The 26,297-nt window shown below is 59.1% G+C and carries 19 protein-coding genes; 7 read left to right on the forward strand and 12 right to left on the reverse strand.

What is annotated here, in order from left to right; all coding sequences use genetic code 11:
* The first annotated feature begins 33 nt into the window (after positions 1–33).
* A complete protein-coding gene (locus tag QML71_RS13585; protein WP_282012468.1) occupies positions 34–771 on the forward strand; it encodes a hypothetical protein in 738 nt (245 codons plus the stop codon).
* A gap of 212 nt (positions 772–983) precedes the next feature.
* Here the strand turns inward: QML71_RS13585 and QML71_RS13590 are convergent, their stop codons facing one another.
* Together QML71_RS13590 and QML71_RS13595 are read right to left on the reverse strand one after the other, a co-directional pair.
* A complete protein-coding gene (locus QML71_RS13590; RefSeq protein ID WP_282012469.1) occupies positions 984–1,784 on the reverse strand; it encodes an ABC transporter permease in 801 nt (266 codons plus the stop codon).
* Positions 1,747–2,502 (reverse strand): ABC transporter ATP-binding protein, encoded by a 756-nt coding sequence (locus QML71_RS13595; protein WP_282012470.1) that lies wholly within the window; start codon positions 2,500–2,502, stop codon positions 1,747–1,749. Before QML71_RS13595 ends, QML71_RS13590 begins: the two co-directional genes overlap by 38 nt.
* Positions 2,503–2,644: 142 nt before the next feature.
* Between QML71_RS13595 and QML71_RS13600 the strand changes: the two genes are divergently transcribed.
* From QML71_RS13600 to QML71_RS13615, 4 genes are all read left to right on the forward strand, one after another.
* Positions 2,645–3,115: a hypothetical protein gene (locus QML71_RS13600; protein WP_282012471.1), complete on the forward strand. Its 471-nt coding sequence runs from the start codon at positions 2,645–2,647 to the stop codon at positions 3,113–3,115.
* Between the two features lie 127 nt (positions 3,116–3,242).
* On the forward strand, positions 3,243–4,622 hold the full coding sequence (locus tag QML71_RS13605; RefSeq protein WP_282012472.1) for a TolC family protein: 1,380 nt from the start codon (positions 3,243–3,245) through the stop codon (positions 4,620–4,622).
* Positions 4,619–6,430: an efflux RND transporter periplasmic adaptor subunit gene (locus tag QML71_RS13610; protein ID WP_282012473.1), complete on the forward strand. Its 1,812-nt coding sequence runs from the start codon at positions 4,619–4,621 to the stop codon at positions 6,428–6,430. Before QML71_RS13605 ends, QML71_RS13610 begins: the two co-directional genes overlap by 4 nt.
* Positions 6,431–6,446: 16 nt before the next feature.
* Positions 6,447–9,656 carry an efflux RND transporter permease subunit gene (locus QML71_RS13615; protein WP_282012474.1) on the forward strand — a complete coding sequence of 1,070 codons (3,210 nt, stop codon included), beginning with the start codon at positions 6,447–6,449 and terminating at the stop codon, positions 9,654–9,656.
* 101 nt (positions 9,657–9,757) lie between these two features.
* Here QML71_RS13615 and nadA read toward each other — a convergent pair whose 3' ends face one another.
* The 8 genes from nadA to QML71_RS13655 all read right to left on the reverse strand — a co-directional run bounded on the left by nadA (position 9,758) and on the right by QML71_RS13655 (position 17,650).
* Positions 9,758–10,786 carry a quinolinate synthase NadA gene (gene nadA, locus QML71_RS13620; RefSeq protein ID WP_282012475.1) on the reverse strand — a complete coding sequence of 343 codons (1,029 nt, stop codon included), beginning with the start codon at positions 10,784–10,786 and terminating at the stop codon, positions 9,758–9,760.
* Positions 10,787–10,790: 4 nt separating this feature from the next.
* Positions 10,791–11,135, reverse strand: coding sequence for a histidine triad nucleotide-binding protein (locus QML71_RS13625; RefSeq protein WP_282012476.1), 345 nt, complete (start codon positions 11,133–11,135; stop codon positions 10,791–10,793).
* Positions 11,136–11,362: 227 nt separating this feature from the next.
* Positions 11,363–12,820 carry a proteasome accessory factor PafA2 family protein gene (locus QML71_RS13630; protein WP_282012477.1) on the reverse strand — a complete coding sequence of 486 codons (1,458 nt, stop codon included), beginning with the start codon at positions 12,818–12,820 and terminating at the stop codon, positions 11,363–11,365.
* Between the two features lie 3 nt (positions 12,821–12,823).
* Complete coding sequence (locus QML71_RS13635) at positions 12,824–13,567, reverse strand: proteasome subunit alpha (RefSeq protein WP_282012478.1); 744 nt, start codon at positions 13,565–13,567, stop codon at positions 12,824–12,826.
* On the reverse strand, positions 13,568–14,371 hold the full coding sequence (locus QML71_RS13640; RefSeq protein ID WP_282012479.1) for a proteasome subunit alpha: 804 nt from the start codon (positions 14,369–14,371) through the stop codon (positions 13,568–13,570).
* Entirely contained in the window at positions 14,368–14,544 is a 177-nt protein-coding gene (locus QML71_RS13645; RefSeq protein WP_282012480.1) for a ubiquitin-like protein UBact, read from the reverse strand. Before QML71_RS13645 ends, QML71_RS13640 begins: the two co-directional genes overlap by 4 nt.
* Positions 14,535–16,031 (reverse strand): proteasome accessory factor PafA2 family protein, encoded by a 1,497-nt coding sequence (locus QML71_RS13650; protein WP_282012481.1) that lies wholly within the window; start codon positions 16,029–16,031, stop codon positions 14,535–14,537. The genes QML71_RS13645 and QML71_RS13650 overlap by 10 nt, the downstream gene beginning before the upstream one ends.
* A complete protein-coding gene (locus tag QML71_RS13655) occupies positions 16,028–17,650 on the reverse strand; it encodes an AAA family ATPase (protein WP_282012482.1) in 1,623 nt (540 codons plus the stop codon). Before QML71_RS13655 ends, QML71_RS13650 begins: the two co-directional genes overlap by 4 nt.
* Positions 17,651–17,956: 306 nt before the next feature.
* Between QML71_RS13655 and QML71_RS13660 the strand changes: the two genes are divergently transcribed.
* Positions 17,957–19,240, forward strand: coding sequence for a glycosyltransferase family protein (locus QML71_RS13660; RefSeq protein WP_282012483.1), 1,284 nt, complete (start codon positions 17,957–17,959; stop codon positions 19,238–19,240).
* A 448-nt stretch (positions 19,241–19,688) separates the two neighbouring features.
* On the forward strand, positions 19,689–20,630 hold the full coding sequence (locus QML71_RS13665) for a TonB family protein (RefSeq protein WP_282012484.1): 942 nt from the start codon (positions 19,689–19,691) through the stop codon (positions 20,628–20,630).
* Between the two features lie 296 nt (positions 20,631–20,926).
* Here QML71_RS13665 and QML71_RS13670 read toward each other — a convergent pair whose 3' ends face one another.
* Positions 20,927–22,276: a leucine-rich repeat domain-containing protein gene (locus QML71_RS13670; RefSeq protein ID WP_282012485.1), complete on the reverse strand. Its 1,350-nt coding sequence runs from the start codon at positions 22,274–22,276 to the stop codon at positions 20,927–20,929.
* Positions 22,277–22,671: 395 nt separating this feature from the next.
* The gene (gene smc, locus QML71_RS13675) at positions 22,672–26,232 is read right to left on the reverse strand and encodes a chromosome segregation protein SMC (protein WP_282012486.1); all 3,561 of its coding nucleotides are present in this window, start codon (positions 26,230–26,232) and stop codon (positions 22,672–22,674) included.
* Positions 26,233–26,297 lie beyond the last annotated feature (65 nt).

The following is a 26,297-nucleotide window of genomic DNA, read 5'->3' on the forward strand; positions in this document are numbered from 1 at the left end:
CTGTTTTTAGCGCACGACTCTCATGAGGATACCGTGAAGGCACAGACTCTCGTCAATCAGGCTCTCAAGCAGGGATTCAAAGAGTTTCTTGAAAAGGAAACCGGTACGGGACGCATCGTTCATCTCAAAACCGAAGCGTTTCTGAAACTGATCAACGACAAGATTCTCCGTTTGGGGGAAGAGGATTACTTCACCCATTCCGACATGGACCTGGAAAACAACGACTACTGTTTCGTTTACAGCGACGGGTTTTCCGAAGACCTGTGGAGCTACCAGCCGCCGGACACGCTGGAAGACCTGCTCCACCATTCCTATTTCTGCCTGTACAACCAGAAACCGAAACCCCTGCTCACCCTGGCGTCGGTGGACAACGTGTATCTCATCCTGCTCGAACTGATGAAGAACATGGGCGGCCAACCGATCCCTCCGCTGAAAGAACAGAAGTTTCTCCAGTTCGACAAGGTCAATGTAGAAAAGATCACCGACCTGAAAGAGTTTTCAGGCCGCCTGGGTGGATGCGGTGAAAGCCATGCCTCGACCGACGACGCCTGCGGCGAACCGATGTGCCAGTCCACCTTCGCCTGGATCAAGGATTACATCTGCCTCATCTACATGGTCGGCAGTTGCGACGGTTTCCTCGAAATCAAACTGTTGCCCTTCCGCACCACCGACAAGCACGAACTCATCCCTATCGAGAAAGCAGAACCCGGCGAAGAGGACACCGAGCCCAAAAAAACAGAAAAGGCCTCCACCCCCTCCAAGAAAAAGTAATCGCACAAAACACGGCGAACGGTTGGAACCTGTTTTCTCCTTCTCTCCTGGCGGGAGCACTCACGGCATGACGGGCTGGGTGAGGGTGCTTTTTCTAAAAGGATAGAAAGTGGAAAGAAAAAATCACCAGAACCTCCCCGCAGTCCCCTCCTTGCCAAGGAGGGGAGAATGATTTACTGCTCGCGAATGTGAAGGCATCTGTGGAATGAACCTCACCCCACCTCCGCCTGCGGGCGGAAGCGGTCGAGCAGTTGCACGTCTTTGGAAAAACAGTAACGGATAGCGAGCAGCGTCACCAGCATGGCGGTGAGGCTGGCGGTGCCGGCGATCATGAACACGATGGCGAGTTGATACTTCACCGCTTCCAACGGCGATCCGCCGGCGATGATGAATCCCGTCATGATGCCCGGCAGGTGCACCAGGCCAATCACCTTCATCGAGTCGAGGGTGGGGATCATCGCCGCCTTCAGCGTGTCGCGCACCGCCCAGCGCCCCGCCTGCCTTGCGTTCGCGCCCAGTGCCAGCAGCGTTTCGATGCGCCGCCGTTGGTGACTGAGTTCGCCAGTCAGCCGGTTCATCGCCAACGAAGCGGTGTTCATCGAATTGCCGATGATCATGCCGCCCAGCGGGATGATGTACTTGGCTTCGGGTGCGATCACCCCCGCCGCCGCAAGGATGCCGAAGGTCACGCCCGATCCGGCAAGAATGCCGGCGAACGCAATCCCGTACGCGTTCGGAATCGGCTGTCCGCGCTTGCCGGAAATGGAGGCGGCGATGCCGCACATGAACAGGAGGATCAGCAACAACACCCAGATCTGTTCGAGCGTCAAAATCGCTTCCAGCAAAAATCCCATGAGCACCAGCTGCACCGTTGCCCGCGCCGAAGCGTAGAACACATCCTTTTCCAGACCGAGCCGGTTGTAATAGGACACGAGCAGCGAAACGATGACCAGACCGTAACACAACAGCAACGCTTCAACGCGCATCGGGGTGTTCTCCTTGCAGATCGGCATCCACACCGGGTTGCAACCGTCCCTCGAAAAAACGTTGCAGGCGCTCATCCTGCCGGTCGCGCATCAAATCCTGAATGTTGCCGTGGGCGATGATGCGGCCATCGATCAGCACCATTGTCGGCGCGTCGAACCGCATGGCCTGTGGCACGTCGTGCGTCACCCACACCGTCGCAATACCGAGGTCGCGATTGATGCGCTTGATCAGGTTCTCGATGGTGAGCGCCGCCGTGGGATCCAGCGCCGAGGTCGGCTCATCCATCAGCATCACCTCCGGCGTGTTGGCCAGCACCTGAGCCAGGGCCACGCGTTGCTGCTCGCCGACCGACAAGGTTTCCGCCTGCCGCGTCCGATACGCTTTCGACAGGCCGACCTGATGGAGCAGCGATTCGCAGCGCGCATCGTCCAACACTTCACGACGCAGGCTGGGCCCGAGCGCGATGTTGTCGCAGACACGGAACGGCATCAGCGCGGGCGTCTGGAACACCATGCCGACGCGCTGCCGCAATGCGAGCACGCTTGAATTTGAAACGTCCTCATTGTGCAAACGCACGACGCCCCCATCAAAAGGATCGAGCCGGTTGAGGCAGCGCAGCAGCGTCGATTTGCCGGAGCCGGAAGGACCGAGCACCACCAGCATTTCCCCTTTGCCGACATCAAAAGATACTTCCTTGAGGATCGGCTTGCCTCGCGTCACGCTTAAGTTTTGAACCTGTAACATGAGATCTCTAAACGCTTTCCGCGTTCTCTTCCCGGCACGTGGAAGCCACGGAATTACAAAAAATTTGAAGATGCCCGCCCGTTGTGGCTATAATCATGGTATCCGATTTTTCATTCTGTCTCATCGATTATTGGGCTTCTTCATGCAGAGATGCACCCGAAAACCAAAAACGCTGGTCGTGCACGCACTGGTTCTGTTGTGGGCGTTTTACTTTTGCGTCGGATTCACCTTCCATTATCACCCCGACTACGTGCACGCACACGCAGACGAATTGCAACCGCACGACCACACCGGGCATTTCCATTCGCACGAAGTGGAAGGCTTTGCCGCCGTCATCAATCCGGATGCGTCTCCGGTCTTGCCGGGCGAAACGCACCACCACACCGAATCCATGCCGGGCAGCGATTCCGAGACCCTGCAACTGAATTTCAACAAAAACAGCCTGCCACCCCTCAAATTCAAAGTCGTGGTCCACAGCGCGATCATTTCCGTTGCATCGCAGGACAGTCCGCGTATCGCGTGGCATGCCATGCAGCAAAACGTTCCTCTCAATCCAGCACTGCATTCACCCCTGGCCGCATCCGGCCGCGCACCGCCCGCACTCCTTTCCTGATCCGATTCGTTTCTAACTTTTAATACGGTCCTCATCGCGTGGAAACCGTTCCACTTCGATGAAGAACCCACGTGTTTCCGATTTTCAGCGACACGGAAAACCGGTCCGGGTATCACGGAAAGAAGCCATGACTGCATTCAACAAGCTGGCGGGAATGGGCGCGCTCGTTCTATTCATGCACGCCACCCCGGCGGTATCCCAATCAGCGCCCTCCCCCGACTTCATAACGGGACCGGAAGGCACCATCACATTTAAAAATAAGGTCACGTCCAACGATCCACGCGACCTCACCGGCGTGCTCACGCTCCGGCAGGCGACAGCGCACATCCTGCTGCACAATCCCGACTTGCAGGTATTCGGCCTCGAAATCCGCGCTCGCGAGGCCCGCGCCCTGCAGGAAGGGCTCCTCCCCAACCCGCAGGTGCAGGCGATGGTGCAGGACGTTCTGGGATCGGGACAGTTTTCTGGCGCCTCTGATTCGGAAAACCAGGTTCTGTTCACGCAATGGATCGAGTTGGGCGGCAAACGCACCAAGCGGGAAACCGCCGCCAACCTGAAAACCGAACTCGCCGAATGGGATTACGAAACAGCGCGCATGAATGTGCTCACCGCCACGGCCAAAGCATACGTGGACGTGCTTGCGCAGCAGCAAGCGTTGAAGCTGGTGCACGAACTGGAAGAGTTATCGGAACGTCTGCACACCGCCGTGGCCGAACGCGTGAAGGCGGGCAAGGTGCCGCCCATCGATGAAGTGAAGGCGCAGGTCACACTGTCCACCACGCGCATGCAGAGGCGGCAGGCTGAAAACGAATTGCATGCCGCGCGGAGGCGGCTTGCCGCGCTGTGGGGTCGGCCTCTCGCGGCCTTCCACCGGGTGCAGGGCAACCTGTATGGCATCCAGTTCCTCCCCCCGCTGGAAGAATTGGCGGCGCGCCTCAACCAGAATCCCGATCTCGCACGCTGGGCCACGGAGATGATTCAACGCGATGCCCAGGTTGACCTGGAAGAGTCGCGTTCCATTCCCAACCTGCAAATGGGTGTGGGCGCACGCTGGCTGCAGGAGAACCGCGACAACTCAGTTATGTTTCAACTTCAACTACCGATCCAGTTGTTCGACCGCAACCAGGGCGCCATCGCCGAAGCGCGCTACCGCAAGTCCAAGGCGGAAGCCCAGCAACGCGCGATGGAAATCAAACTGCAAACCGTATTGTCGAACCACCACGCGCGCCTGGTGAACGCGCACACGCAGGTGACCTCGCTCAAAAATCAGGTCCTGCCGGGCGCGAAGATGGCCTTCGATGCGGTACAGGAAGGGTATCGTTACGGCAAGTTCGGGTATCTGGAAGTGCTCGACAGTCAGCGTACCTGGTTTCAGGCGCGCGAACAATATCTGCAAGCGCTTGCCGAATACCATCGGGCGGTGGCGGATGTCGAACGCCTCATCGGTGCGCCTTTGAACCAGCAACGGATCGATGCATCCCCAACTGCGGAGGATTCCACACCATGAAACGCAAATCATTGCTGCCGGTGGCAACGATCCTGATCCTTGGCGCGGCGTTCGGCTGGGCCATCGTCAGTCCCGAGACGGTGCCGTTTCTCCACCTCGCACCGCACGAGCACAACGACACCATCCATAAACATGACGACGGAGCGCATGGCGCGGGCGATGATCACGACGACCACGCATCCGACATGCCGCGCGGTCCGCACAACGGCATGCTGTTCACGCAGGATGACCTGCAACTGGAAGTGGTGCTGTACGAACAGGGCGTGCCGCCGGAATTTCGCGTGTACCCGATGACGGCGGACGGCACGGCCATTCCTCTCGAAGACGTCACGGTGCAGATCGACCTGAAACGCATGGAGCGTACCGACGCCGTTCGCTTCAAGCCCGTGGGGCAGTACCTGCTGGGCGATGAGGAAGTGGTCGAGCCGCATTCGTTTGTCATGCAGATCCAGGCCATGTGGAACGGCAAGGAGCACCGGTGGACGCACGAGCAGATCGAGTTTCGCGTCGAAATTCCCGAAGAGCAGGCGGACAATGCCGGCATCGCAGTGGCCGAAGCCGGTCCGCGCGCCATCGGCGATGTGGTCACACTCGATGGCGAGATCGGTCTCGATGAAAAACGCGTCGCCCACATCGTGCCGCGCGTCGAATCGCTGGTGGTGGACGTGTACAAGGACATGGGCGACTCCGTAAACGTGGGCGACCTGCTGGCGGTGTTGCAGAGTCGCGAGTTGGCGGACGCCAAGAATGAATACCTCGCCGCGGTCAAACAGGCCAAACCGGTACGGCTGGATCACGAGCGGCAGAAACTGATCTTCGACAACACCCTCATCATGCTCGACCTGCTCACGAAAAACCTGAGCCTCGATGACCTGTATTCGAAAATCGACGACTTGTTTCTGGGCCACTCGCGGGCGCAGATCGTGCCCGCCTACGCCAAGCGGGTGCGGACGCAGGCGGTGTATGAGCGGGAAAAAACCCTGTACGAGAAAAAAATCTCGTCCCGCGCCGAGTACCTGCTGGCGCTGGAAGAGTTCCAGACCGCCAAAGCCCAATACGCCGCGTCCCGCGAACAGGTGCATTACCAGGGCAAGCTGTCGCTGTTGGAAAAGACGCAGGCATTGGAGATGGCGGAGTTGAACATCAAAACACAGGCCCAGAAATTGCGCACGCTGGGTTTGACCGGCCACGACATCGAACGCCTCACTTCGGCCTCGCCGCCGCCGTTCACGCATTACGAACTGCGTTCGGAGATCGCCGGCACGGTGATCGATAAACACATCGCGGTCGGGGAAGCCATCAAAAAGGATTTTTCCGTGTTCATGGTCGCCGATCTCTCCGAGGTCTGGGTCAACATCGCCATTCCTTCGCGCGACATGGATCTCGTCGAGCTGGGCCAGAAAATCCAGGTGCGGGCCGAGAATGCGGACATGAAGGCCGTTGGCAAACTGTTTTTTCTGGGTGCGGTGCTGGATGAAAAGACACGGACCGTGACCGGGCGCATCGTCATCCCCAATGATCAACTCAAATGGCGGCCGGGTACTTACGTGAAGGTCGATCTGATCCGCGACACGAAATCGGTGCCCGTCGCCGTGCCGGTGAAGGCCGTGCAAACGTTTCGCGACTGGGACGTGGTGTTCATCAAAGTCGGCAATCAGTACGAACCGCGCCCGGTCAAGCTCGGCCATTCGGACGGGCATTGGGTGGAAATCGTCGAGGGCTTGCGACCGGACGACACCTACGTGAAGGAAAACAGCTTCATCATCAAAGCGGAGTTGCAAAAATCCGCCGCCACCCATTCGCATTGAACGGGAGAGATCTGCTGTGCTGAAACGTTTCATTCATTTTTCCATCCGGCAGAGGGTGTTCGTCATCCTCGCCACCATCGCATTGGCGGTGCTGGGCATTTACAATTTCCAGAAACTGCCCATCGACGCCATGCCGGACATCACCAACATCCAGGTGCAGATCAACACGGAAGCGCCGGGGTATTCTCCCATCGAAGTCGAACAGCGCGTCACCTATTACGTTGAAACGGCCATGTTCGGTTTGCCGCAATTGAAGGAGACGTGGTCCATCTCGCGTTACGGCCTGTCACAGGTAACGGTCATCTTCGAGGATGGCACCGACATTTATTTCGCACGCCAGTTGGTGAACGCGCGTCTGCGTGAAGTTGGAACGGAACTCCCCAGCGGGCTGGAACCGATCATGGGGCCCATCGCCACCGGTCTCGGCGAAATTTATATGTGGGCGCTCAGCTGGAAAGACAGTCACCACGAAACCAAAAACAGCGTGGAGCAGATGGCGCAATTGCGCACCGTTCAGGAATGGACCATCCGGCCCCAGTTGATGACCATTCCCGGCGTGGTCGAGGTCAACAGCATCGGCGGTTACAAAAGGCAATACCACGTCACTCCCCATCCCAAAAAACTGACTGCCTACAACCTGACGTTCAACGATGTGCTGGAGGCATTGCGCAAGAACAACGACAACGTCGGCGCGGGGTATATCGAGCAGAGCGGAGAACAGTTTCTGGTGCGCACGCCGGGGCAGGTGAAAACGATTGAAGACATCCGCCGCATCGTCCTCGGTGCACATCGCGGCGTTCCGATTTACATCGAGGATGTGGCCGACGTGCTCATCGGCAAGGAACTGCGCACCGGCGCTGCCACGCGCAACGGCGAGGAAGTGGTGCTGGGCACGGTATTCATGCTGAAAGGCGACAACAGCCGTCGCGTGGCCCGCGCCGTCGATGGCAAAATGAAATCGATCGCCCGCACCCTGCCGGAAGGCATTCAGGTGACCACCACCTACGACCGCACCAAGCTGGTCAACAAAACCCTCACCACCGTGCGCAACAACCTGGTCGAAGGCGCGCTGCTGGTGGTCGCCGTTCTGTTCCTGCTGCTGGGCAATATGCGCGCCGCGGTCATCACCGCGTTGGTCATTCCCTTGTCCATGCTGTTCGCGGTGACCGGCATGGTGGCCAACAGCGTGAGCGGCAATCTGCTCAGCCTGGGGGCGATCGATTTCGGCATCATCGTCGATGGCACCGTCATCATCATGGAAAACTGCATCCGCCGTCTCACCGAACGGCAAAAGAAAATGGACCGGGAATTATCCGAAGAGGAACGCGTGCAGGTGATGGGCGATGCCACCGCCGAGGTGTCGCGGCCCAGTATTTTCGGCGTCATCATCATCATGATCGTGTACCTGCCCATCCTCACGCTGACCGGCATCGAAGGCAAGATGTTCATCCCCATGGCCTTCACCGTGCTGGCCGCATTGACCGGCGCGCTGATCCTCTCCTTGACCTTCATTCCGGCGATGGTGGCGCAGTTCGTCTCCGGCCGCGTGTCCGAAAAGAAAACCTGGTTTTTCTACTGGGCGCAACGGTTGTACCGTCCTGTCCTCACCACCGCGTTGAAGATGCGGCCGACCGTGTTGACCTTGGCGCTGGTGCTGTTTGTGCTGTCGGCGCTGTTGGCGGCTAAACTGGGGCGCGAGTTTGTGCCCACCTTGAATGAAGAGGATCACGCCATCCACGCCCTGCGCATACCGGGCACGAGTCTATCGCAGGCGGTGAGCATGCAGCACAACCTGGAAACCAAACTCAAACAGTTTCCGGAAGTGGATTACGTGTTCGCCAAAATCGGCACGCCGGACATTGCCACCGATCCCATGCCGCCCAGCGTCGCCGACGTGTTCGCCATCATGAAACCGCGCCGCGAATGGCCGGACCCCGATTTGAGCCGCGCCGACATCATCCAAAAATTCGAGTCGGTGCTGCACCCTCTGCCCGGCAACAAATACGAATTCACCCAACCCATTCAGATGCGTTTCAATGAGTTGATCTCCGGGGTGCGCAGCGACCTTGCGGTGAAAGTGCATGGCGACAACCTGGAGGTGTTGCTGGAAACCGCCGACCAGATTGCGCATGTTCTGGGTGACATCCCCGGCGCGGCCGACGTACGCGTTGAGCAGGTGACGGGTCTGCCCATCCTCACCGTGCAACTCAAGCGAGACGAAATGGCCCGCCTCGGTTTCAATGTGGCGGACATCCAGACCATTGTCGAGACGGCCGTCGGCGGTAAAAAGGCGGGCGTGGTGTACGAAGGCGACAGCCGCTATGATCTCATCGTGCGCCTGCCCGAGGACATCCGGCAGGACATTCCCAGTTTGCGCCGCATTCCTCTACCCTTCCCGGAACAACTCGCGCCCAACAACCAGCACATCGTGGGCAGCCAGCGGCCGCAACCCAAACCCCTGCCCACGTTCATTCCACTGGAGGCCGTCGCCGATCTGGAAGTGGTGCAGGGGCCGAATCAGATCAGCCGCGAAAACGGCAAGCGGCGCGTCTTCGTCAGCGCCAACGTGCGCGGGCGCGACCTCGGCACGTTCGTCGAAGAAGCGCAGGATCTCATCCAGCAACGAGTGACCATCCCGTCCGGATACTGGCTGACCTGGGGAGGCCAGTTCGAACATCTCATCTCCGCCGCCCAGCGTTTGTACCTGGTGGTGCCGGTGGCATTGCTGCTGATCTTCCTCATGCTGTTTGCCGCGTTCGGTTCCGGCAAACAGGCGTTGCTGGTGTTCTCCGGCGTGCCCCTGGCCTTGACCGGCGGCGTGTTCTCGTTATGGATACGCGGCATCCCGCTGTCCATCTCCGCTGCCGTCGGCTTCATCGCTTTATCCGGAGTGGCGGTGCTGAACGGCGTGGTGCTGGTGTCGTTCATCAACCGCCTGCGCGAAGAGGGAGTGGAATTGGACCGCGCCGTGTACGAGGGATGCCTGACGCGGTTGCGTCCGGTGTTGATGACGGCGCTGGTGGCGTCTTTGGGATTTCTACCGATGGCCACCGCCACCAGCACCGGCGCCGAAGTGCAGCAACCGCTGGCCACCGTCGTCATTGGCGGCATCGTGTCTTCGACCCTGTTGACGCTGGTGGTGCTGCCGGTGCTGTATCAGCGATTCATGCGCGACAGCCTGCCCCGCCGCGAGCCGGAAGAGCCCGCCTCCACTTCCACCGAATAGCGGGCGTGGCCCGCGGCAAATGGCCTCATGCCCGGTGGGCGAACGATGATCTTCCAGAGATATTCTATATTGGACTACTTCGCGCCCGGAACCCAGTCCGGTTATTTCGAGGTGGGTTGTTCGGCGTATTCGAACATGGCGTCCACGCAATGCAGGGCGTTGTCGCGGACTTCGGCGGACAGCTCGATGATCTGGTGCGGTTCCGGATTTTCCAGAACGCGCAGGACGTCGGCGAGGGAATTGGATTTCATGTAGCGGCACATGGTGCAGGAGCCGACGAATTTCTTCTGCGGAAACTCGGATTGCAGGATGCCGGTCAGGCCGCATTCGGTCAGCAGGAAAAACGTATCGGCATCCGAGGCGCGCACGTGGTCCAGCATGTTGGTGGTGCTGCCGACGAAGTCGGCCTTCTGCACCACGCCGGGCGCGCATTCCGGATGCACCAGCACATCGACGCCGGGGTTGGCGTTGCGCACGAAATCCACCGCCTCCGGCTGGTACTCCTCGTGCACGTAGCAGGTGCCGTCCCAGTAATCGATGGTCTTGTCGATGCCGTGGCGGCGGCAATGATCGATCACGTTCTGCGCCATCAGCTTGTCAGGCAGAAAGTAGATGTGATCGTTGTCGATGGCCTCAATGATGTGGTACACGTTGGACGAGGTCACGCACACATCGCACAGCGCTTTGACTTCCGCCGTGGTGTTGATGTAGCAGACGAAGGTGTGATCGGGATACTGCTTGCGCAGGCGCCGCACGTCCGCCGCCATGATGCCGTCGGCCAGCGAACAGCCGCCATTGGGGTTCGGATCGAGCACGATTTTTTCCGGATTCAGAATCTTCGCCGTCTCCACCATGAAACGCACCGCCGCAAACACGATGACATCCGCGTCCGACGCTTTCGCCTTTTTCGCGAGGCCGTAAGAGTCGCCGGTATGATCCGCCACGCCGTACAGCACCTCCGGCTCGACGTAGTTGTGAGCGAGGATGATGGCGTTTTTTTCCTGCTTGAGGTTGCGGATGCGTTCGATGGTCGGCCAGATGCGCTCGCAGTGCTCGCGCGTGAATTCGCACAGCGGGTTGCCGACGCGTATGGGTTTCAATGTTTCGTAAAATTCGTTGAAAGTCAGCATGGTCTCAACCCGGCGGCCATTGCATGGGCCGGCCGGCCAGTAAGTGAAAGTGGACGTGGAAAACGGACTGCCCGGCGCCGGAACCGCAGTTCAGCACCAGCCGGAAGCCGCTTTTCTCCAACCCCTTCTCCGCTGCGATCTGGTTGGCCACGCTCACGATGGAACCGATCATCGCCTCGTCTCCCGATTCCATATCCATGATGGTGCTCAGGTGCTTTTTCGGGCAAATGAGGATATGTGTCGGGGCCTGTGGATTGATGTCGTTGAACGCGAACACGCTGTCGTCCTCGTACACCTTGTCGCCCGGAACGTCGCCATTACTGATCTTGCAAAACAGGCAATTTTTCACACCGGCTCCTTGTGATATGGAATAAGCTTATATAATTATCATATACCGAGGCAGGTTCCCAAAGCAACCACAGGCGTGGCCCACGCAAACAGGCTCATGCGTATCAATTCGATTGAGAATTTCCGATAGAGAATTCGTTGCCTCCGGGTGTGACCCGGCCTTCGGAGAAGAGGAAGCCCCGCGTCCATCCACGGGGCATGGCCCCTTTGCGCCCAGACGCGGTCTGTTTAGCGGAAAAAACTGTCGCGGTCGAACGGCTGCTGCAGGTCCATGCGCTCCAGATATTCCTTGATATCTTTTTTGTAGGACACGAACGGATCCAGCATCAGAAACGGTTCTTCCTTGTTGAGGCGGAAGCCGATCCAATCGATGAGGTACCCGGTCTGGCTTTCGACCAGCCGTTTGACCAACTCGCCGCGACCGTCGGCACGGGTGCCGCGCGGCGGGTTGTGCTTGGCATGCTCGATGGCGGCATCGGTGGTCTTGCGGTTGGCGTCGCCGGTTTCTTCGAGACCCCAGTACAGGCCGACGTTGCGGTTGAGATTGTGGAACTCGAGGTCGAGGCTTTTCACCCAGGGGTCTTTCCAGCCCAGGTTTTCCGTTTCCATGAACTCGGTGAGCAGCCAGTACTTGGCAGCCCAATCCACGCGCCCGATCAAATGCTCCGGCCCCTTGGGCAGGTCGTCCAGCACCGAGCCCCATGCCTCGATCACCCAGTCGGCGTCGGCGGATTTCCCGGCGAGGTGCTCCTTGGCCGCCTTCCACATTTCGCGCTGCAATTCGAGCGCCGTGCTCTGGTTGCCGTCGCGCATCTGGATGTCCCATTTAAAATCCTGGTCGCGCGAGATCGACCGCATGGCAGCGACGGAGTCGGCCAGAATCCAATCCGGGTTGGCCACGCCCAGCTCGATCAATTCCATGATGAGCGAGGTGGTGCCCATCTTCAACGCGGTGGCGAACTCGCTCATGTTGGAGTCGCCAACCAGAAGATGGATGCGGCGGTACTTGCTGGGATCGGACAGCGGTTCGTCGCGGGTGTTGACGATGGCGCGGTTGTACTGCACCCAGCGGTAAAATTCGTTGGGGATGTGGTCGGCGCGCTGCGACAACTGGAAATTGACTTCCTCGGTGTCCTTCTTCGCCTGATGGATGTCGTCCCAGTCGCGGAACGGCTGCGGGTTGCAGGCGCCGGTGCGCCCGGCCCCGGCGTAGATCTGGCGCGTGACCAGAAACGATGCCAGCAGGCGCAGGTTTTCCCGGTTGTCGAACTGAAAAGCGCGGCTGACCAGATAGTTTTCGTGGCAGCCGAAGGTGGCATTGGTTTCCAGATCGACGTTGTTCTTGATGAACGCCACCTGATCGCTCCAACCCAGATCCTCCAGCGCTTCCTGCACCACCATGTCGCCGGCGCGGTCGAAGGTGACGAGGTCGGTCAGGTTGGAACATTCCGGCGATGCGTATTCGAGGTGCCCCATGTCGAGGTACACGCGGCCGCCATTAACGAGAAAGCCGCCGTTGCCCGGCGGCTCGTCGTTGGCGCGGTAGTGCAGGTCCAGCACGCCCTGCTTCTTGTCGAAGATGTGGTTCTTGACGCGAACCGCCACGTCGATCGGACCGTATTTGAAGTCCTCCTCTTTAATGAGGAGGCCGTACTCGGTTTCAATGCCGTAGATGCGTCGTTTCATAAGTCACACGCAGGTTTTTTTGAGCGTTTCCAATTCACCGGAAGTGACCCACCGGAACAAAGACTTTTTCCGGGTGGTGGTCAGCACCGCCGCTTCCAATGTCCAATTCTCGAAGACCTCGGCCAGCGTCAACGTCGTTTCCTTTTCCGAATCCGCCTCGGAGGCCGCCTGCTTTTTACTTTCCTCCCACATGCGGCTGACTTCCACCATCGCCTGCTCCAGCGGCAGCGATGCGAAGTCGCGTTTCCCGATTTCCTTTTCCATGAACTCCGCTTCCTTGTCGTTGCCCGCGATCACCGTGCCTTTTTTGAACATCTCCCAGTGCCCGTCGTAGTTGAGGCGGAAGAACAACGGCTTGTCCTCGAAGTTCATTTCCATCAGCAACAGTTTGACCAGGTACGGCGCGCGCATGACCTCTTCGAAATTCTGCTTCAACGCCGGGGCCACGCCGAACTGCAACAGGCGCGCGATGGTGACGTCTTTCTCCGAGCGGTTGAAGCCTTCCAGGTGCGCCATGTCGAGCAGCGTCATGCGCAGGCGCTCCACATCCGCCGGGTGACCCAGGCTGCCCAGCGCGATGCGGTCGTACACTTCAAAAATTTTTCCGGGCTGTATGGTGAAGCCCATCATCAGTGCGCCTTCGCTGAAGGGAACAGCGACCACCGGTTGACCCTTGCGCAGTTTTTCCTGCACATAACTGTGCCGGGTGGACATCGCCTCCATCCAGCGAAACGGTTCTTCGAACATTCAGGCGTTCCTCTTTATCGATTCCTTGAACAGATTTTCCATTTCGTCATCGGGCAGGAACCGATAGCCCTCTTCCGTGATGCTGGCAACAACGGGATAAATGCGGTCGTCGGGCCGCCCCTGACCGGTGGCGGAGTCGAACTGACCGGCGGTTTGCAACAGGCGCACAGCCAGCGTGGACGCCTCCTTGAAATCGCGTTCCGCCAGGGGACGTGCGCCCCACAGGTCTTCGTGCTCCAACACACCCCGGATGACCGGCGAACCGGAACCGGTGGCGGTGTGCGTGCGGATCTCGAACTGCGCACCCAATATGTCGTAAAAATAAATATAGGGTTTCTCTTCCTTGATGTCGTAGGAGGCGAAGATCGGACTCACCGCGCCCACACCCTGAATGGCCATGCCCATGTTGTCCTTGAGCAGTTTCGACAGGGCGCGGATCTTGCCTTCGGTGCTGAGCGACTGCAACTGCGACCGCCGGTAGTACTCGAAGTTGTGAGACAGGATGCGCGCCATCTCGAACGCCGTGGCGGGCACGCCGGCGATGGCCATCAACGAATAGTCGTCGATGGGGATGACCTTGTCGCAACGGTCGTACATGATGGCATTGCCCGCGGTGGCGCGCCGGTCGCCCGCGACCACCACGCCGTCCTTGTAATGGAACGCCAGCACCGTGGTGCCGTGCAGCAGTTGCGACGCGTCCACCGGACCACCCGGCTCCAGCCGGGAAGCCAGCTGGTAGCCCGACCGTTTGAGGAGTTCGTAGAAATCCCCCGGCCCCTGAGAATGCAAAATAGAATCGCTCATTGACCGGTTCGCTGTTTGTATTTCTCCGATTGCTTGGGGTCCACCTTTTTCATGCGCTTCAGCAGGCTGTCACGTCCGGGACGCGATACATCCGGTTTGGACGGGCCGCCTTCCTTCGGGTCCGGAGAAGATTCTTTCTTTTCTTCCCTTCGCAGGGGATCGGTCATTTCCATGCGAACAACTCCTTATTGGTTTCCAGGACCTGCTCCACATCCTGTTCGTGGATGATGTCGGTCAGATCCAGATATTCACCGTTCTTAAATTCAATACCCGTCCAGTGAATGCCGCGGATATTGTCCTGCTCCTGATCGACCATCTGGCCGCGAATGCGCGCCCGCGTGGTCGGCGGCGCGTTGTGGACCGCCCGGTCCACCTCGGCTTCGGGAGTGAACGTCTTGAGGTCTCCCGATTCCACAAGCCCGTAATAGAGACCCCGTTCCGGGTCCAGGTTGTGATACTCCAGATCGAGGCTCTGCATGACCGGGTCGTCCCACATCAACCCTTCCGCTTCGATGAACTGCGTGAACAGGTTCTCCTTGATGGCCCAGTCGATGCGGTCACTCAGCTTATGCGGGTCTTCTTTCAAATCATTCAGCGTGCGTTCCCATTCCTGCACGATCCATTGTTCCTCGTCCGCATCGGCCAGGTGGCCCGGATGCCGCTTCGCCTGCTCCAGGTACCACGCCTGAATGTCGAGCGGCGTGATGGTGCCCGCAGCGTTGGCGCGTTGCAACAACACCGTGCCGGTGAGGTCGCGCGAGGTGCGCTGCACATCGCGGACGGGATCTTCCAATTCCCAGGGCAACGCCAGTTTTTCATCGGCGATCAACGCCAACACCAGCCGCGTCGTGCCCAGCTTGAGCGCCGTCGCATACGGAGACATGTTGGCATCCCCGAGAATCAAATGCAACCGGCGATAGACGTCGGTCGAGGCGTGCGGTTCGTCGCGCGTGTTGATGATCGGACGCTGCGTCATGGTCTCGATGCTGAGCACGCACTCGACGAAATCCGAACGCTGTCCCAACTGCAACCCGGAGAACGGCTCGACCTTGCCGCCGTCGGTGCCGACCTTGCCCGCGCCCGCGTACAACTGCCGCGTCACCAGAAACGGCACCAGTCCCCGCACCCAGACATCGAAGTCAAGCCGGCGCGGGATCGTATAATTGTCGTGCGTGCCGTAACTGTGGCCGCTGTAGTCGGTGTTGTTCTTGAACACCTGCACATGCGGTCCGCCCAGTTCCTGATTGCGGCGGCGCACGCAGTCGAGCAGGATGCGGTCGCCCGCCTGATCGTGCGTGACCAGTTCGAACACGCCCCGGCATTCCGGCGTGCTGTATTCCGGATGCGTGTGGTCGTTGTAAAAGCGCGCGCCGTTGACCAGCACCCGGTCGCACTTCATGTCCCAGTAACTGTAGGGACGCTTGCGATCCTCCGCGCAAAATTCGTCTTCTTCCTCGTCCTGCGCCAGATGCGTGACCGTGAAGCCGCGCATGTCGAGGTGCGTGCGCTCGCGGCTGTAGGTCCAGGCCTGAAACACGCTCTTCATGGCGCACTGCTTGAGCAACGCCATCGACTCTTCAACGGGATCGGAATCGTCCAGGTCTTCGCGGATGATTCCGTATTCGGTTTCCAGTCCCAGCAGGGGTACGGCAACAGTCATATAATCGACCGGCTCATGGTTTGGTGCGCGGCCTGATCCGAATCCTTGGGACGGCGCACCCGCACGACATTTTTCGGATCGAAGTCCAGCAGTTGCAGCCAGTCTTCCATATTGGAATCCGCAGGCAGTACGTTGTTCTCCACAAACTCGTGTTCCAGCGCCTGCAACAGGTCGTCGCCTTTCATCATCAACGGCTCCCCGGCGATGGCGCGTTCGACGGCGCGTTCCTTGGCGCGCAGCACGATGCTTTCCAGAATGGCGCCGGAGATGAAATCCTTCCAGAACAGTTTGCGGAACTCGCCGTTGCGCAGGGTGAGCAACAACGCTTCCTGCGCCGAAGCCGTGCTGAACAGCGTGTCGAGAAACGGCTGGATCAATGCATCCAGACTGTCGCCCTCGATGGGCAATTCCTTCTTGAGGTACACCTTGAGGATGTCTTCGCACCCGGCGCGGTCGGGACGCGACACCTTGATCTTGCGGTCGATGCGGCCCGGACGCAGGATGGCGGGATCGATCAGGTCCGGCCGGTTCGTCGCCAGGATCACCACCATGTCGCGCACCGACTGGATGCCGTCCATCTCGGCGCAGAACATCGGCACCAGCGTGTTCGAGATGTTGTTGACGCGCATTGCCTGGCGCGTGCCCAGCACCGACTCCGCCTCGTCGATGAAAACGAAAGGCAGTTGGCCTTTTTCGCGGTAGTCGCGGGCCTTCTTGAAAATCTCGCGCACCTTGCGTTCCGATTCACCCAGCCACATGTTGAGGATTTCGGGACCTTTGACGTGGATGAAACGTCCCTGCAAATCCTTCAGGCTGCTGTCCTGTTCCTGCAATTTGGCGACGATGTCGGACAGAATGGCCTTGCCGATGAGCGTCTTGCCGCAGCCGGGCGGTCCGTAAAACAGAAATCCCTTGGGCATGCGGTATTCCATCTTGTCCAGAATTTCCTGGTGCAGGATGGGGTACTCAATGACCTTGCGCACTTCCTTGATGACGTCCTCCTGACCGCCGACCTGTTCCCAGGTGACGGACACAAACTCGTCTTCCACCACCAGCTTCTGTTCGCGTTTGGGCAGGCCTTTCAGGATGACGCGCTGCGTCGGATCGAGGATGATCTCGTCGCCTTCGCGGAAGTTTTCTTCTTTCAGCGCGTCGCAGACCTGCACCATGAACTCGCTGTTGCCGGTACCGCCGGACACCATCCAGTGCCCGTCGTTGAGACGGGTGACGACGCGGGCGATGGGGCCCTGTTCCGGCTTGGGCAGTTTGAGGATGGCGACGAAACCTTCGTTGACCGCCACCTGGTCGCCGACCTCCAACGCGCCGTTCTCCAGGATCTCCGGCGAGACCGCCGCCTGGTATTCGGTGCCGCCCACGTTCAGGCGCACCAGGTCGTCGTTGCCGGGACCCAGCACCGTGCCGATGCGGTGCGCGGGCGACTTGAGCTGGCGGATGGTCTCCTCCAACGTCTTGATTTTGAGATTGTATTGCTGAACCGATTGCTGGGCGGCGAGGAGGGCGTCGCGCAGATCGAAGATCTTCTGCTGCAGCTCCGGTTGGTCCTCGGTCTCTTCCAGAATCCGGTCAATCAATTCAATGATGTGAGTCGGGTCGCCCATTTTGCAAATCCTTATTTCCTAGTATGATACTTCAATTGTATGATTAAAAATTCAGATAAATCAAGCCCATTTACCCGAAGCCGCGTGGTACGGCCGCCTCGCTCCCTAAAAGGTCAAGTTTTTTTTAAAAACCGGCCCGCCCCGCCCCCGGCCGACACAAAAATCCCTGGGATTGAGATTGGGAACGGCAACCGGGTTGTGTATAATTAAACCTTTAAAATCAAACCATTATTTTGAATCGACGTACCCTTTCCGCGGCCCCGGTGCGGCCGCAAACGGGCTGCGGCTTCCACATTGTTTGAGTCCATGAACAAACCGACCATTGAAAAGTGCATCGTCAGTTTCAGTCACAACGCCTACGAGTCGCGCAAGCTCGCCGACAAGGAAGCCATCGAGAAAGCGCGCCGCGAAATCGCTCAGGGCAAGAAAGGCATCAGCCACCTCATCCTGCGCGCCCGCGATGACGAGATCGACCGCCTGAAATTCCTGTTCCCCATTCATGGCATCCCGCTCATGTGTTACGCGCTGGGCAACCTCCTCGTCTCCGACCTCAAGGAGATCGTTGTGGTCGGCTCGCAGGAAGTCAAGATCGTGCTCGATGCGTTCCTCGATGTGGTCGGGCGGGGCGGCAAAACGGTTCAGTTCGTGCACGAGGACCCGGATCACCTGGTGCTCATCAACACACTGGTGCTGGGACGCAACGCGCTGGCGTTGGCGCCGAACGAACTGGTGTTGTTCCAGCCGGGCGACCTGCCCTTTTTGTACGACCTCGAGCGCGTGCTGAAAGACAAGGATCTCAAAACGCACAGCCTGATCCTGTGGCTCAACTCCAGGCAGGACATGTTTCCGCGTTTCAAGGAGGAACCGGCCAGCGAGTTCGTGCAGCGCAATTACCACTACCGCGTCATCGACGAAAAAGCCGGACGCCTGCACGACGTCAAGGAACCGAACGTGTACCCGATCAACCTCGCCGCCATCGAGGAAGACATCATCGAGCTGCTGCACGAAACGCGCAAGGACGGCAAAATCCTGAACGCAGGCATCAACAAGGTGCTCACCTCGCCGACACGCATGCTGCGTCTCTTACCGGTGCTGGCGTCGCACTTCCGCAACTTCGATTCGGATCTCAAAACCTACCGCATGAACGACCAGTACAAGTTCGGCATGCACCTCAAGAATTTCAACAAGGGCACGTCCATCTTTCTCGACACGCCCTTCATCGCCAAGTTTCACGACGACCCGGCGTACGTCTCCGACGTCGATGCACTGGAAGACTGGGAAGATTTCGAATCGCTGACCCACTACGCGGTGCAGCAGGAAGGCGAAAACGGACTGGCGGCGGTGCATCCGTTTGGACGCGAGTTGCTGAAATTCAAACAGGAAGCCATGCCCGCGTTGCAGCAACGCATCGCCATGTATGCGGACTTTCCGGCGTACCTGAATCAACTCTACCGCACCCTGGAAATGCCGTATGTGCCCTTCGATGCCGACGGCCGTTACGACACGCCCAACCTGCACACGCAGCTGGTGCCCCGGGCGTATCAATGGTACCGGGAAAAAACCGCCCGCTTCCAAGTCTCCGTCAAATAAGGGCCAACGCTTTTGGGATTGCCATAAAGCATTGATTGATTTAAGCTTTTAAGGACGCCACGCGTCCCGGAAACGGCCCTTCGGGCCGCCTTTCGGGTCTCAGTACCGGGTTCCATTATTTGAAGAATTTTTGTTTGCGAGTAAAAATGAACCCCTAGATTCTTCGCTGACGCTCAGAATGACCCGGCTGAGCCGGGAACCAACGGAGACCGAGCCGATCCGGTGAACGATGGTTTTTAGACTCGTTTGCTGCGGGCCACGCCCGCTGTCATTCTGAGGAGCCGGGCCACGCCCGGAAGCAACAAGTGGTATCGGAACACGCCCTCGGGCCATCGTTTACCCTGTAGGCCATCAGCCAGTTGCCACTCCCTGCAAGGGAGGCGACGAAGAATCTATGTTTTGTTTTTTTAAAGCGGTCACTAAAAATATTTTTCATCCAAGGCACAACATGCGATTCCCCATCAAACCTCCACCGAAGATCAAACAGTTCGTGGTGCTGTCGCTCGGCCTGCATCTGGCGGCGCTCACTGCGTACCAGTTGATCCCGCCGGGTCCGCCGGAGGCGCCGCACAAACCGCCGATCAAGGTGAAGTTCGTTCCCGAACAACCGAAACCCGAACCGCAGGCACCGCCGACCTTCGTCGAAACGGTGGAACCGAAAAAGATCGAGCCGCCCACCGAGTCGGAATTGATCTCCAACGCCAACAGCAAGGCGAAGTCGAACATCGAACAAAAAAAAGATAAACAGTACGCCAGCAAAAAAACGCTGATTCCCAAACCGAAACCGGAAACCATGCCGCAGCCCAAACAGGAACTGGTGCTGGACAAGGAGTTTCTGATCCCACCACCGAAAGCGCCGCGCGAGATGTATCAGGAAGCCAGGACCGGCTTCGTCAAACCGCAAACGGAAACCGCGCCGAAGAAAGAGGTGGCGAAAAAATATTCGGAAAGCACGCTGGCGCTTTTGGACGGATTCGATCCGGAGAAATACGCGTCCATCGAAACCGATTCGCTGGAATCGGAAAACGTGGACGATGAGGAAGTGATTTCGCTGAACACGAAGGAGACCAAGTACGCCTCCTACTTCCAGCGCATCAAGCGCCAGATCGAACGCGTGTGGACGTATCCGGAAGAAGCGGCGCGCCACGGCGTCAATGGCCGCCTGTCGCTGCGCTTTCGCATTGCGCGGGACGGACGCTTGCTGGAAGTGCTGCTGGTCGATGCGTCGGGATCGAACCTGCTCGACGAGGCGGCGGTGAACGCCGTCAAGGGCGCCGCGCCGTACTACCCCTTCCCCGTCACCATCGACCGCGACAACCTGTCGATCCTCGCCACCTTCATCTACAGCCCCACCTACAGCTCCTATTACCAGGACAGGCACGGACGCTGATTTTCATTGGGAGAGAAAATGGGTTCCCTCCTGCAAAGGGGAAGCCGATGCGCCTCTCTTTTCATAATTGGAACCCACCTTGTAGGCGTACCCCTATTGCCTCAGGCGTTGCCTGTTCGCTCCGCGCCTGGCGCGGTCAGACCAGTTCAACCGGAAAGGGCTTTTGATTTGGAACACACTCCCAAACCATCGTTCGCCCACAAAGCATTAGCTCTCTTCTTCAGACACAGTCTGCGCCCACAGATCATCGCAGTTACCACTTGAGCAGTAGCACGTTCTCTCCGCGCCTGGCGCGGTCAGACCAGTTCCAGTTGTTTGAGTTTGAGCGTTTCGGAATAACGGAGGGTGTCTTCGCCGGCGTTGCTGAGCTTGTTGCCGATGACGTTGAGGAAGGTGAGGCTTTTGAGCATGGTGGATTCGGCCAGATAGCGCGCGCCTTCGTCGCCGATCACGTTCAACCCCAAAACCAGCACGCGCAGGTTGGCGAAGGTGGTGGACTCGGCGATGGCCTTGGCCCCGCGCGGGCGGATCCAGTTGTCCTGTTCGAGATACAGTTCTTCCAACCCGGCCAGGTGCACCGACTGCGCCAGCGCGATCACCCCTTCGTCGGCGATGTTGTTGTTGTTGAGGCGCAGCTCCTTCAGGCTCGTCACGTTCGGGCTTTCCGCCAGCGCGATCGCGCCTTCCGCGTTCAACTGGTTCTCACCCAAATCGATCGCTTCCAGGTGTTTCACGTTTTCGGATGCAACCAGGGCCTCGGTGCCGTCGGCGCGGATGTCGTTGTTGTTGAGGTTGAGGCGGCGGATGTTTTTGAAGTGCGCCGACTGGCCCAGCGTGATGGCGCTGTCCGCCGTCAGCCCGGTGCAGCGCAACTGCAATTCTTCGATGTGTTCGAACAGGCCCGAATCGACCAGCGCATACACGCCGTCGTCGCCGATGGGGTTGTTGCTGAGGATGAGCGTCTTGAGATTGGGGAACACGTTGGCGCGGGCGAAGTATTCCATGCCGCGGTCCGTCAGGTTGTTGTCGGACAGGTCAAGCGTCTCCAGCCCTTCCAACTGCTGGCACTTCGACAACTGCTCGGCGCCGTCATCGCCCAGACCGATGTCCGCCAGCTTCAGGCAACGCAGACGGCGTCCCAATTCCGAGTTGGTCAGCGCCTTGATGCCCAGCGGCGTGATGCGGTTGTAGGAAAGGTCGAGCGTTTCCAGGTTGGCCAGCGTCTTGCTCGCCGACAACGCCTTCGCGCCCACCGGCCCGATCTCGTTGCTGGCGAGATTCAGCGTCTTCAGATTTTCGAACAGGGAAATGCGCGACAGGAAAAACAGGCCGTCGTCATCGACGTTGTTGTTGGCCAGCTCCAGTGTCTGCAACTGGCCCAGATTAGGCGAGGTGCACAACTGCTGGATGCCGCCGGTCTTGAGTCCGGTTTCGCTGAGGTTGAGGTACACGATGCGCGCCAGCGGTTGCAGTTCGGAAAGCATTTTGAAATCGCTTTCGCTCATCACCTGCCGGGTGAGGTCGAGCCGTGTCGGGTCTTTTTCCAGCCGGTGCTGAATGACCTGCAACAGGTCTTCCTTCTCCGTGTACCTCTCGAAGAAGCGCAGGAACTCAAGGCTGTCGTCGATGTCTTTCGCTTCCGCCATGATGCCGTCTTGCCCAAAGAAAAAATTTGCGGTGAGGGCATTATACCCCAGGCCACTCCTGGAGGGAACAGGCCATGCCTGAGGAAAATGGGGAAGCTGCTTAAAGCAGGTGGTTGTTGACAGGTGCGAACTGATAAGAAAGAGGCTTCAAAACCTCCCCTCAATCCCCTCCTTGGTAAGGAGGGGAAAATAGAATGCGTTTCCAGGTGTGGATGGACCAGGGCACCTCGACGACAATGGGGTAATGCCTCCGAACGAACGAGGATCTCACTTAGAATTAAACTCACAGAAAGGAGGCGCATCGGCTCCCCCTTCTCCGAAGGGGGCTGGGGGGCTTTTTCCTTCAGGCTGTTTCCTGAGGAGCCGCAGGCGACGGGGAAGCATAATGGCGGATTTTAGTTGTTCAGGTGGACGGAGACGACTTTGCTGGCGCCGCGTTCTTCCATGGTGACGCCGTACAGGGTGTCGGCGAAGCTCATGGTCTTCTGGTTGTGGGTGATGATGATGAACTGCGTCTTCTCCGACATCTCGCGCAGCATGTCCTGAAAGCGGATGACGTTGGCTTCGTCGAGCGGCGCGTCCACCTCGTCGAGCAGGCAGAACGGGCTGGGCCGCACCTGCAGGATGGCGAACAACAGCGAGATGGCGGTCATGGCTTTTTCGCCGCCGGAGAGCAGTTGGATGTTCTGCATGGTTTTGCCGGGAGGGCTGGCCTTGATGTCGATGCCGGATTCCAGCGGCTCGCTCGGATCGAGCAGAATGAGTTCGGCGCGACCGCCGGAGAACAAGCGCTCGAAGTTGGCCTTGAAGCGTTCGTTCACCAGCTCGAAGGTTTCGGCGAACAACTGCTTGGTGGTCTCGTCGATCTTCTCGATCGTCTGGTGCAGACCGAGAATCGATTGCGCCAGGTCGTCCTCCTGCTTCTGCAAAAACAGGAAGCGTTCGTTGGCTTTCTGAAAATCCGACAGCGCGGCGAGATTCACTTCGCCCATCTTGGCGACCTTGTCCTTGAGGCCCGCCAGCTCTTCCGCCACCGCGTCTTCGTCGATGTCCGTCTCCTCGCGGCTCTTCATCTCATCGACCGACACGTGGAAGTCCTCCCACACTTTTTCCTCGATGTGGGCGATCTGGATGCGCGTCTCGGAACGTTTCAGTTCGATCTGCGAAATCTCTTCGGTGATTTCCTGAATGTGCTTGACCAGTTCGCGCGCCTGTTTTTCGTGTCCATCGAGGGTGTCTTCCTTTTCGTTCAACGCTTCTTCCTCGTGAACGATGGCCTGACTGAGTTCGTCTTTTTCGCGCACCTGTTCCATGATCGCCTGCTCGTAGCCGGCGATGGCCTGCTCGCACTCGGCGATTTTCGTGGTGTTGGAACGGCTGTCTTCCTGCCGCCTGGCAATGCGTTCGGCGAGGTTTTCGCGTTGCTGGCCGAGACGTTTGATCTCCAGCGTCAGGTTTTCCGCTTTGCCTTTGAGTGAGGTGAGCAGCACGTTGAGCTGATTGCTCTCCTGCCCCTGCCGGTCCAGCTCTTCGCGTTGCACGGCGAGTTCGCGGCTCTGCTGGTCGCGCAGGGTTTCCGCCTGCTGTTGCTCGGCTTCCGCCGCCGTCACCGTCCCGGTCAACGTCTGCTGCTCGCGGCCCAGTTCTTCCAACTGCTGCCGGCCGGTGGTGCGTTCGTGATCGACCGTCGCCCGCTTCTGTTCGAGGCGGGTCTGTTCCTTTTTCATCTGCTCGAATTCGTTGTAACGGTGCGCGCGTTCGATGTCCGCCGCGTGCACGGCCTTGCTTCCCGCCTGCACCCGCGCTTCCAGTTCGGTGAGTTCCGTTTCCATGCGCTCGGCCTCCGACTGCAACGCGTCCATCTGCTGCTTGAGTTCGGCGACGCTGCCGGACAACTCCTCCATCTCGCGGTTGCGCGACAACAGGCCCGCATCGTTTTCACCCTGCGCGCCGCCGGTGACCAGGCCTTCGTCGTCGATGACCTCGCCTTTCAGCGTCACCACGCTGCCCTGAAATTCGGTCTGGCCATGCAGGTGCAGCGCCGTTTCCAGGTCGCGCACCAGCACCACGTGACCCAACAGGTGATCGAGAATGGGACGGTATTCCTCGCGCGTCTGGATGAGGTCGGACAGGCGGCCGATGACGCCCTGGTTGCCATTCATATAGAGCGGCGGGCGCGTCGTGGATTTGGGACGGAGCGGAATGAAACTGCCGCGACCGGATTTGTTGTCGTCGAGGTAGCGGATGGCCTCGACCGAATCGTTGTAGGAATCGACGATCATGCTCTGCAACTTCTCGCCCATGACGGCTTCGACGGCGGCTTCGAACTCTGCCGGAGCCTGCACCACATCGACCAGCACCTCGCGCAGTCCCTGCACGTGGTTGCCGGCGCCGTTGGCCATGAGGGCGCGCACGCCGTCGCCAAAGCCTTCGAACTTGCGGCGCAACTCCTGCAACGACTGCAACAGCGAGTTCTGCGCGAGATAGCGTTCGCGCGCCGCGGCGGCGGCTTCTTCCTGCGCTTCGAGGCGTTGCTTCAATCCGGCGGCCTGCTGCGTGAGCTGCTCCTGTTCCTGCTGCAGGCGTTCGAACACTTCCGCCTTGTCGCGGTACTGCGTTTCGGCTTCCTGCAGGGAGGCGGTGAGCGTCGCCAACTGCTGCGTCACCTCGTTCTGCTCGTTCGCGAGACGCTGGTCGCGGTCGTTCAAGCCCTGACGGCGCGTCGTCAGCGCGGTGAGTTCGTTTTTCTGACGCGAGATGTGATGCACGCGCTCCATAATCTGGCGGTCAAGCTGCCTGACCTCGCCATCGAGTTCGTTGAGCCGGTTGCGGGTGTGATCGTATTGTTGCTGCAAGGTCTCGCGAGCCTGCTGCCGGTCTGCCACCTCGGCGGTGAGGCGCTCCTGTTCGATTTTCTGCGCCGCGCACTGCGCTTCGTTCTGTTCGATTTCAGCGGCCATGCTCTCGACCTCGCCGATGGCCGACTCGATGTCCTGACGGGCGCGCTGCATTTCGCCGTTCTTCAATTCGATGTTGTGCTCGTTCTTGCCGATCGCCGTGTTGAGGCGGTGCACCGCTTCTTTTTTCTGGTTGAGCGCCGTCGCCATCTCGTCGATCTCGAACTTCAACTGCTCGACATCGGTCTCCAGCGTCGAAGCCTGCGCGTTCCATTCCACCTTCTGTTCGCTGCGCGCCTGGTGGCGCTGTTCGATCTCCGCCAGCTCTTTCTCGGCGCGACGGATCTTGCGGCTGAACAGGTTGAGGCTGAGCTCCTTGATCTCCGACTGGTACTGCTTGTAGCGTTCCGCCTTGGCCGCCTGGCGTTTCAACGATTCCACCTGCCTGGACAACTCCTGCACGATGTCGGAGATGCGGTCGAGGTTCTGCCCGGCGGCGTCCAGCTTGCGCAGGGCTTCGTGTTTGCGCGCCTTGAATTTGAGCACCCCGGCGGCTTCCTCGATCCACATGCGGCGGTCGTCGGGTTTGGAGGTGACGATGTCCTGGATGTTGCCCTGCTCGATGACGGTCAGCACCTTGGGGCTGATGCCAATGTCGAGAAACAGGTCGGTGATGTCTTTCAGACGGCAGGGTACTTGGTTGATGTAAAATTCGCTCTCGCCGGAGCGGTGGTAACAGCGCGTGACCTTGATCTCTTCCGACAGGTTGGGGATGTTGGCGATGCGCAACCCCGGCGGCACGTCCGACAAGGTCATGGAAACCTCGGCGCGGTGCACCGGTTTGCGGCTGGCGCTGCCGTTGAAAATGAGGTCGGCGATGCGGCTGCCGCGCAGATGCTTCGAACTCTGTTCGCCGATGACCCAGCGGATGGCGTCGGACACGTTGCTCTTGCCGCAGCCGTTGGGTCCGACCACGGCGGTGAAACCGCGGGTGAAATCGAGGTGGGTGGCGTCGGCGAAGGATTTGAATCCGGAAAGTTCGAGTTGCTTGAGTATCATGGCTTGGCGTAAACCTCTATTTTATAAAGCACTTTTGCGGCGTCCGAGCATCACGCCACATTATA

This window comes from Nitrospina watsonii (genome assembly GCF_946900835.1).
Taxonomy (GTDB): Bacteria; Nitrospinota; Nitrospinia; order Nitrospinales; family Nitrospinaceae; genus Nitrospina; species Nitrospina watsonii.

Excerpts from the sequence above, each read along its gene's own strand:
- QML71_RS13600 (WP_282012471.1), top strand. The coding sequence starts at position 2,645 with ATGCAGAGATGCACCCGAAAACCAAAAACGCTGGTCGTGCACGCACTG.
- QML71_RS13595 (WP_282012470.1), bottom strand. The coding sequence starts at position 2,502 with ATGTTACAGGTTCAAAACTTAAGCGTGACGCGAGGCAAGCCGATCCTC.
- QML71_RS13645 (WP_282012480.1), bottom strand. The coding sequence starts at position 14,544 with ATGGAAATGACCGATCCCCTGCGAAGGGAAGAAAAGAAAGAATCTTCT.
- QML71_RS13660 (WP_282012483.1), top strand. The coding sequence starts at position 17,957 with ATGAACAAACCGACCATTGAAAAGTGCATCGTCAGTTTCAGTCACAAC.
- smc (WP_282012486.1), bottom strand. The coding sequence starts at position 26,232 with ATGATACTCAAGCAACTCGAACTTTCCGGATTCAAATCCTTCGCCGAC.
- QML71_RS13610 (WP_282012473.1), top strand. The coding sequence starts at position 4,619 with ATGAAACGCAAATCATTGCTGCCGGTGGCAACGATCCTGATCCTTGGC.
- QML71_RS13670 (WP_282012485.1), bottom strand. The coding sequence starts at position 22,276 with ATGGCGGAAGCGAAAGACATCGACGACAGCCTTGAGTTCCTGCGCTTC.
- QML71_RS13635 (WP_282012478.1), bottom strand. The coding sequence starts at position 13,567 with ATGTTCGAAGAACCGTTTCGCTGGATGGAGGCGATGTCCACCCGGCAC.
- QML71_RS13605 (WP_282012472.1), top strand. The coding sequence starts at position 3,243 with ATGACTGCATTCAACAAGCTGGCGGGAATGGGCGCGCTCGTTCTATTC.
- QML71_RS13650 (WP_282012481.1), bottom strand. The coding sequence starts at position 16,031 with ATGACTGTTGCCGTACCCCTGCTGGGACTGGAAACCGAATACGGAATC.
- QML71_RS13590 (WP_282012469.1), bottom strand. The coding sequence starts at position 1,784 with ATGCCGATCTGCAAGGAGAACACCCCGATGCGCGTTGAAGCGTTGCTG.
- nadA (WP_282012475.1), bottom strand. The coding sequence starts at position 10,786 with ATGCTGACTTTCAACGAATTTTACGAAACATTGAAACCCATACGCGTC.
- QML71_RS13640 (WP_282012479.1), bottom strand. The coding sequence starts at position 14,371 with ATGAGCGATTCTATTTTGCATTCTCAGGGGCCGGGGGATTTCTACGAA.
- QML71_RS13655 (WP_282012482.1), bottom strand. The coding sequence starts at position 17,650 with ATGGGCGACCCGACTCACATCATTGAATTGATTGACCGGATTCTGGAA.
- QML71_RS13665 (WP_282012484.1), top strand. The coding sequence starts at position 19,689 with ATGCGATTCCCCATCAAACCTCCACCGAAGATCAAACAGTTCGTGGTG.
- QML71_RS13630 (WP_282012477.1), bottom strand. The coding sequence starts at position 12,820 with ATGAAACGACGCATCTACGGCATTGAAACCGAGTACGGCCTCCTCATT.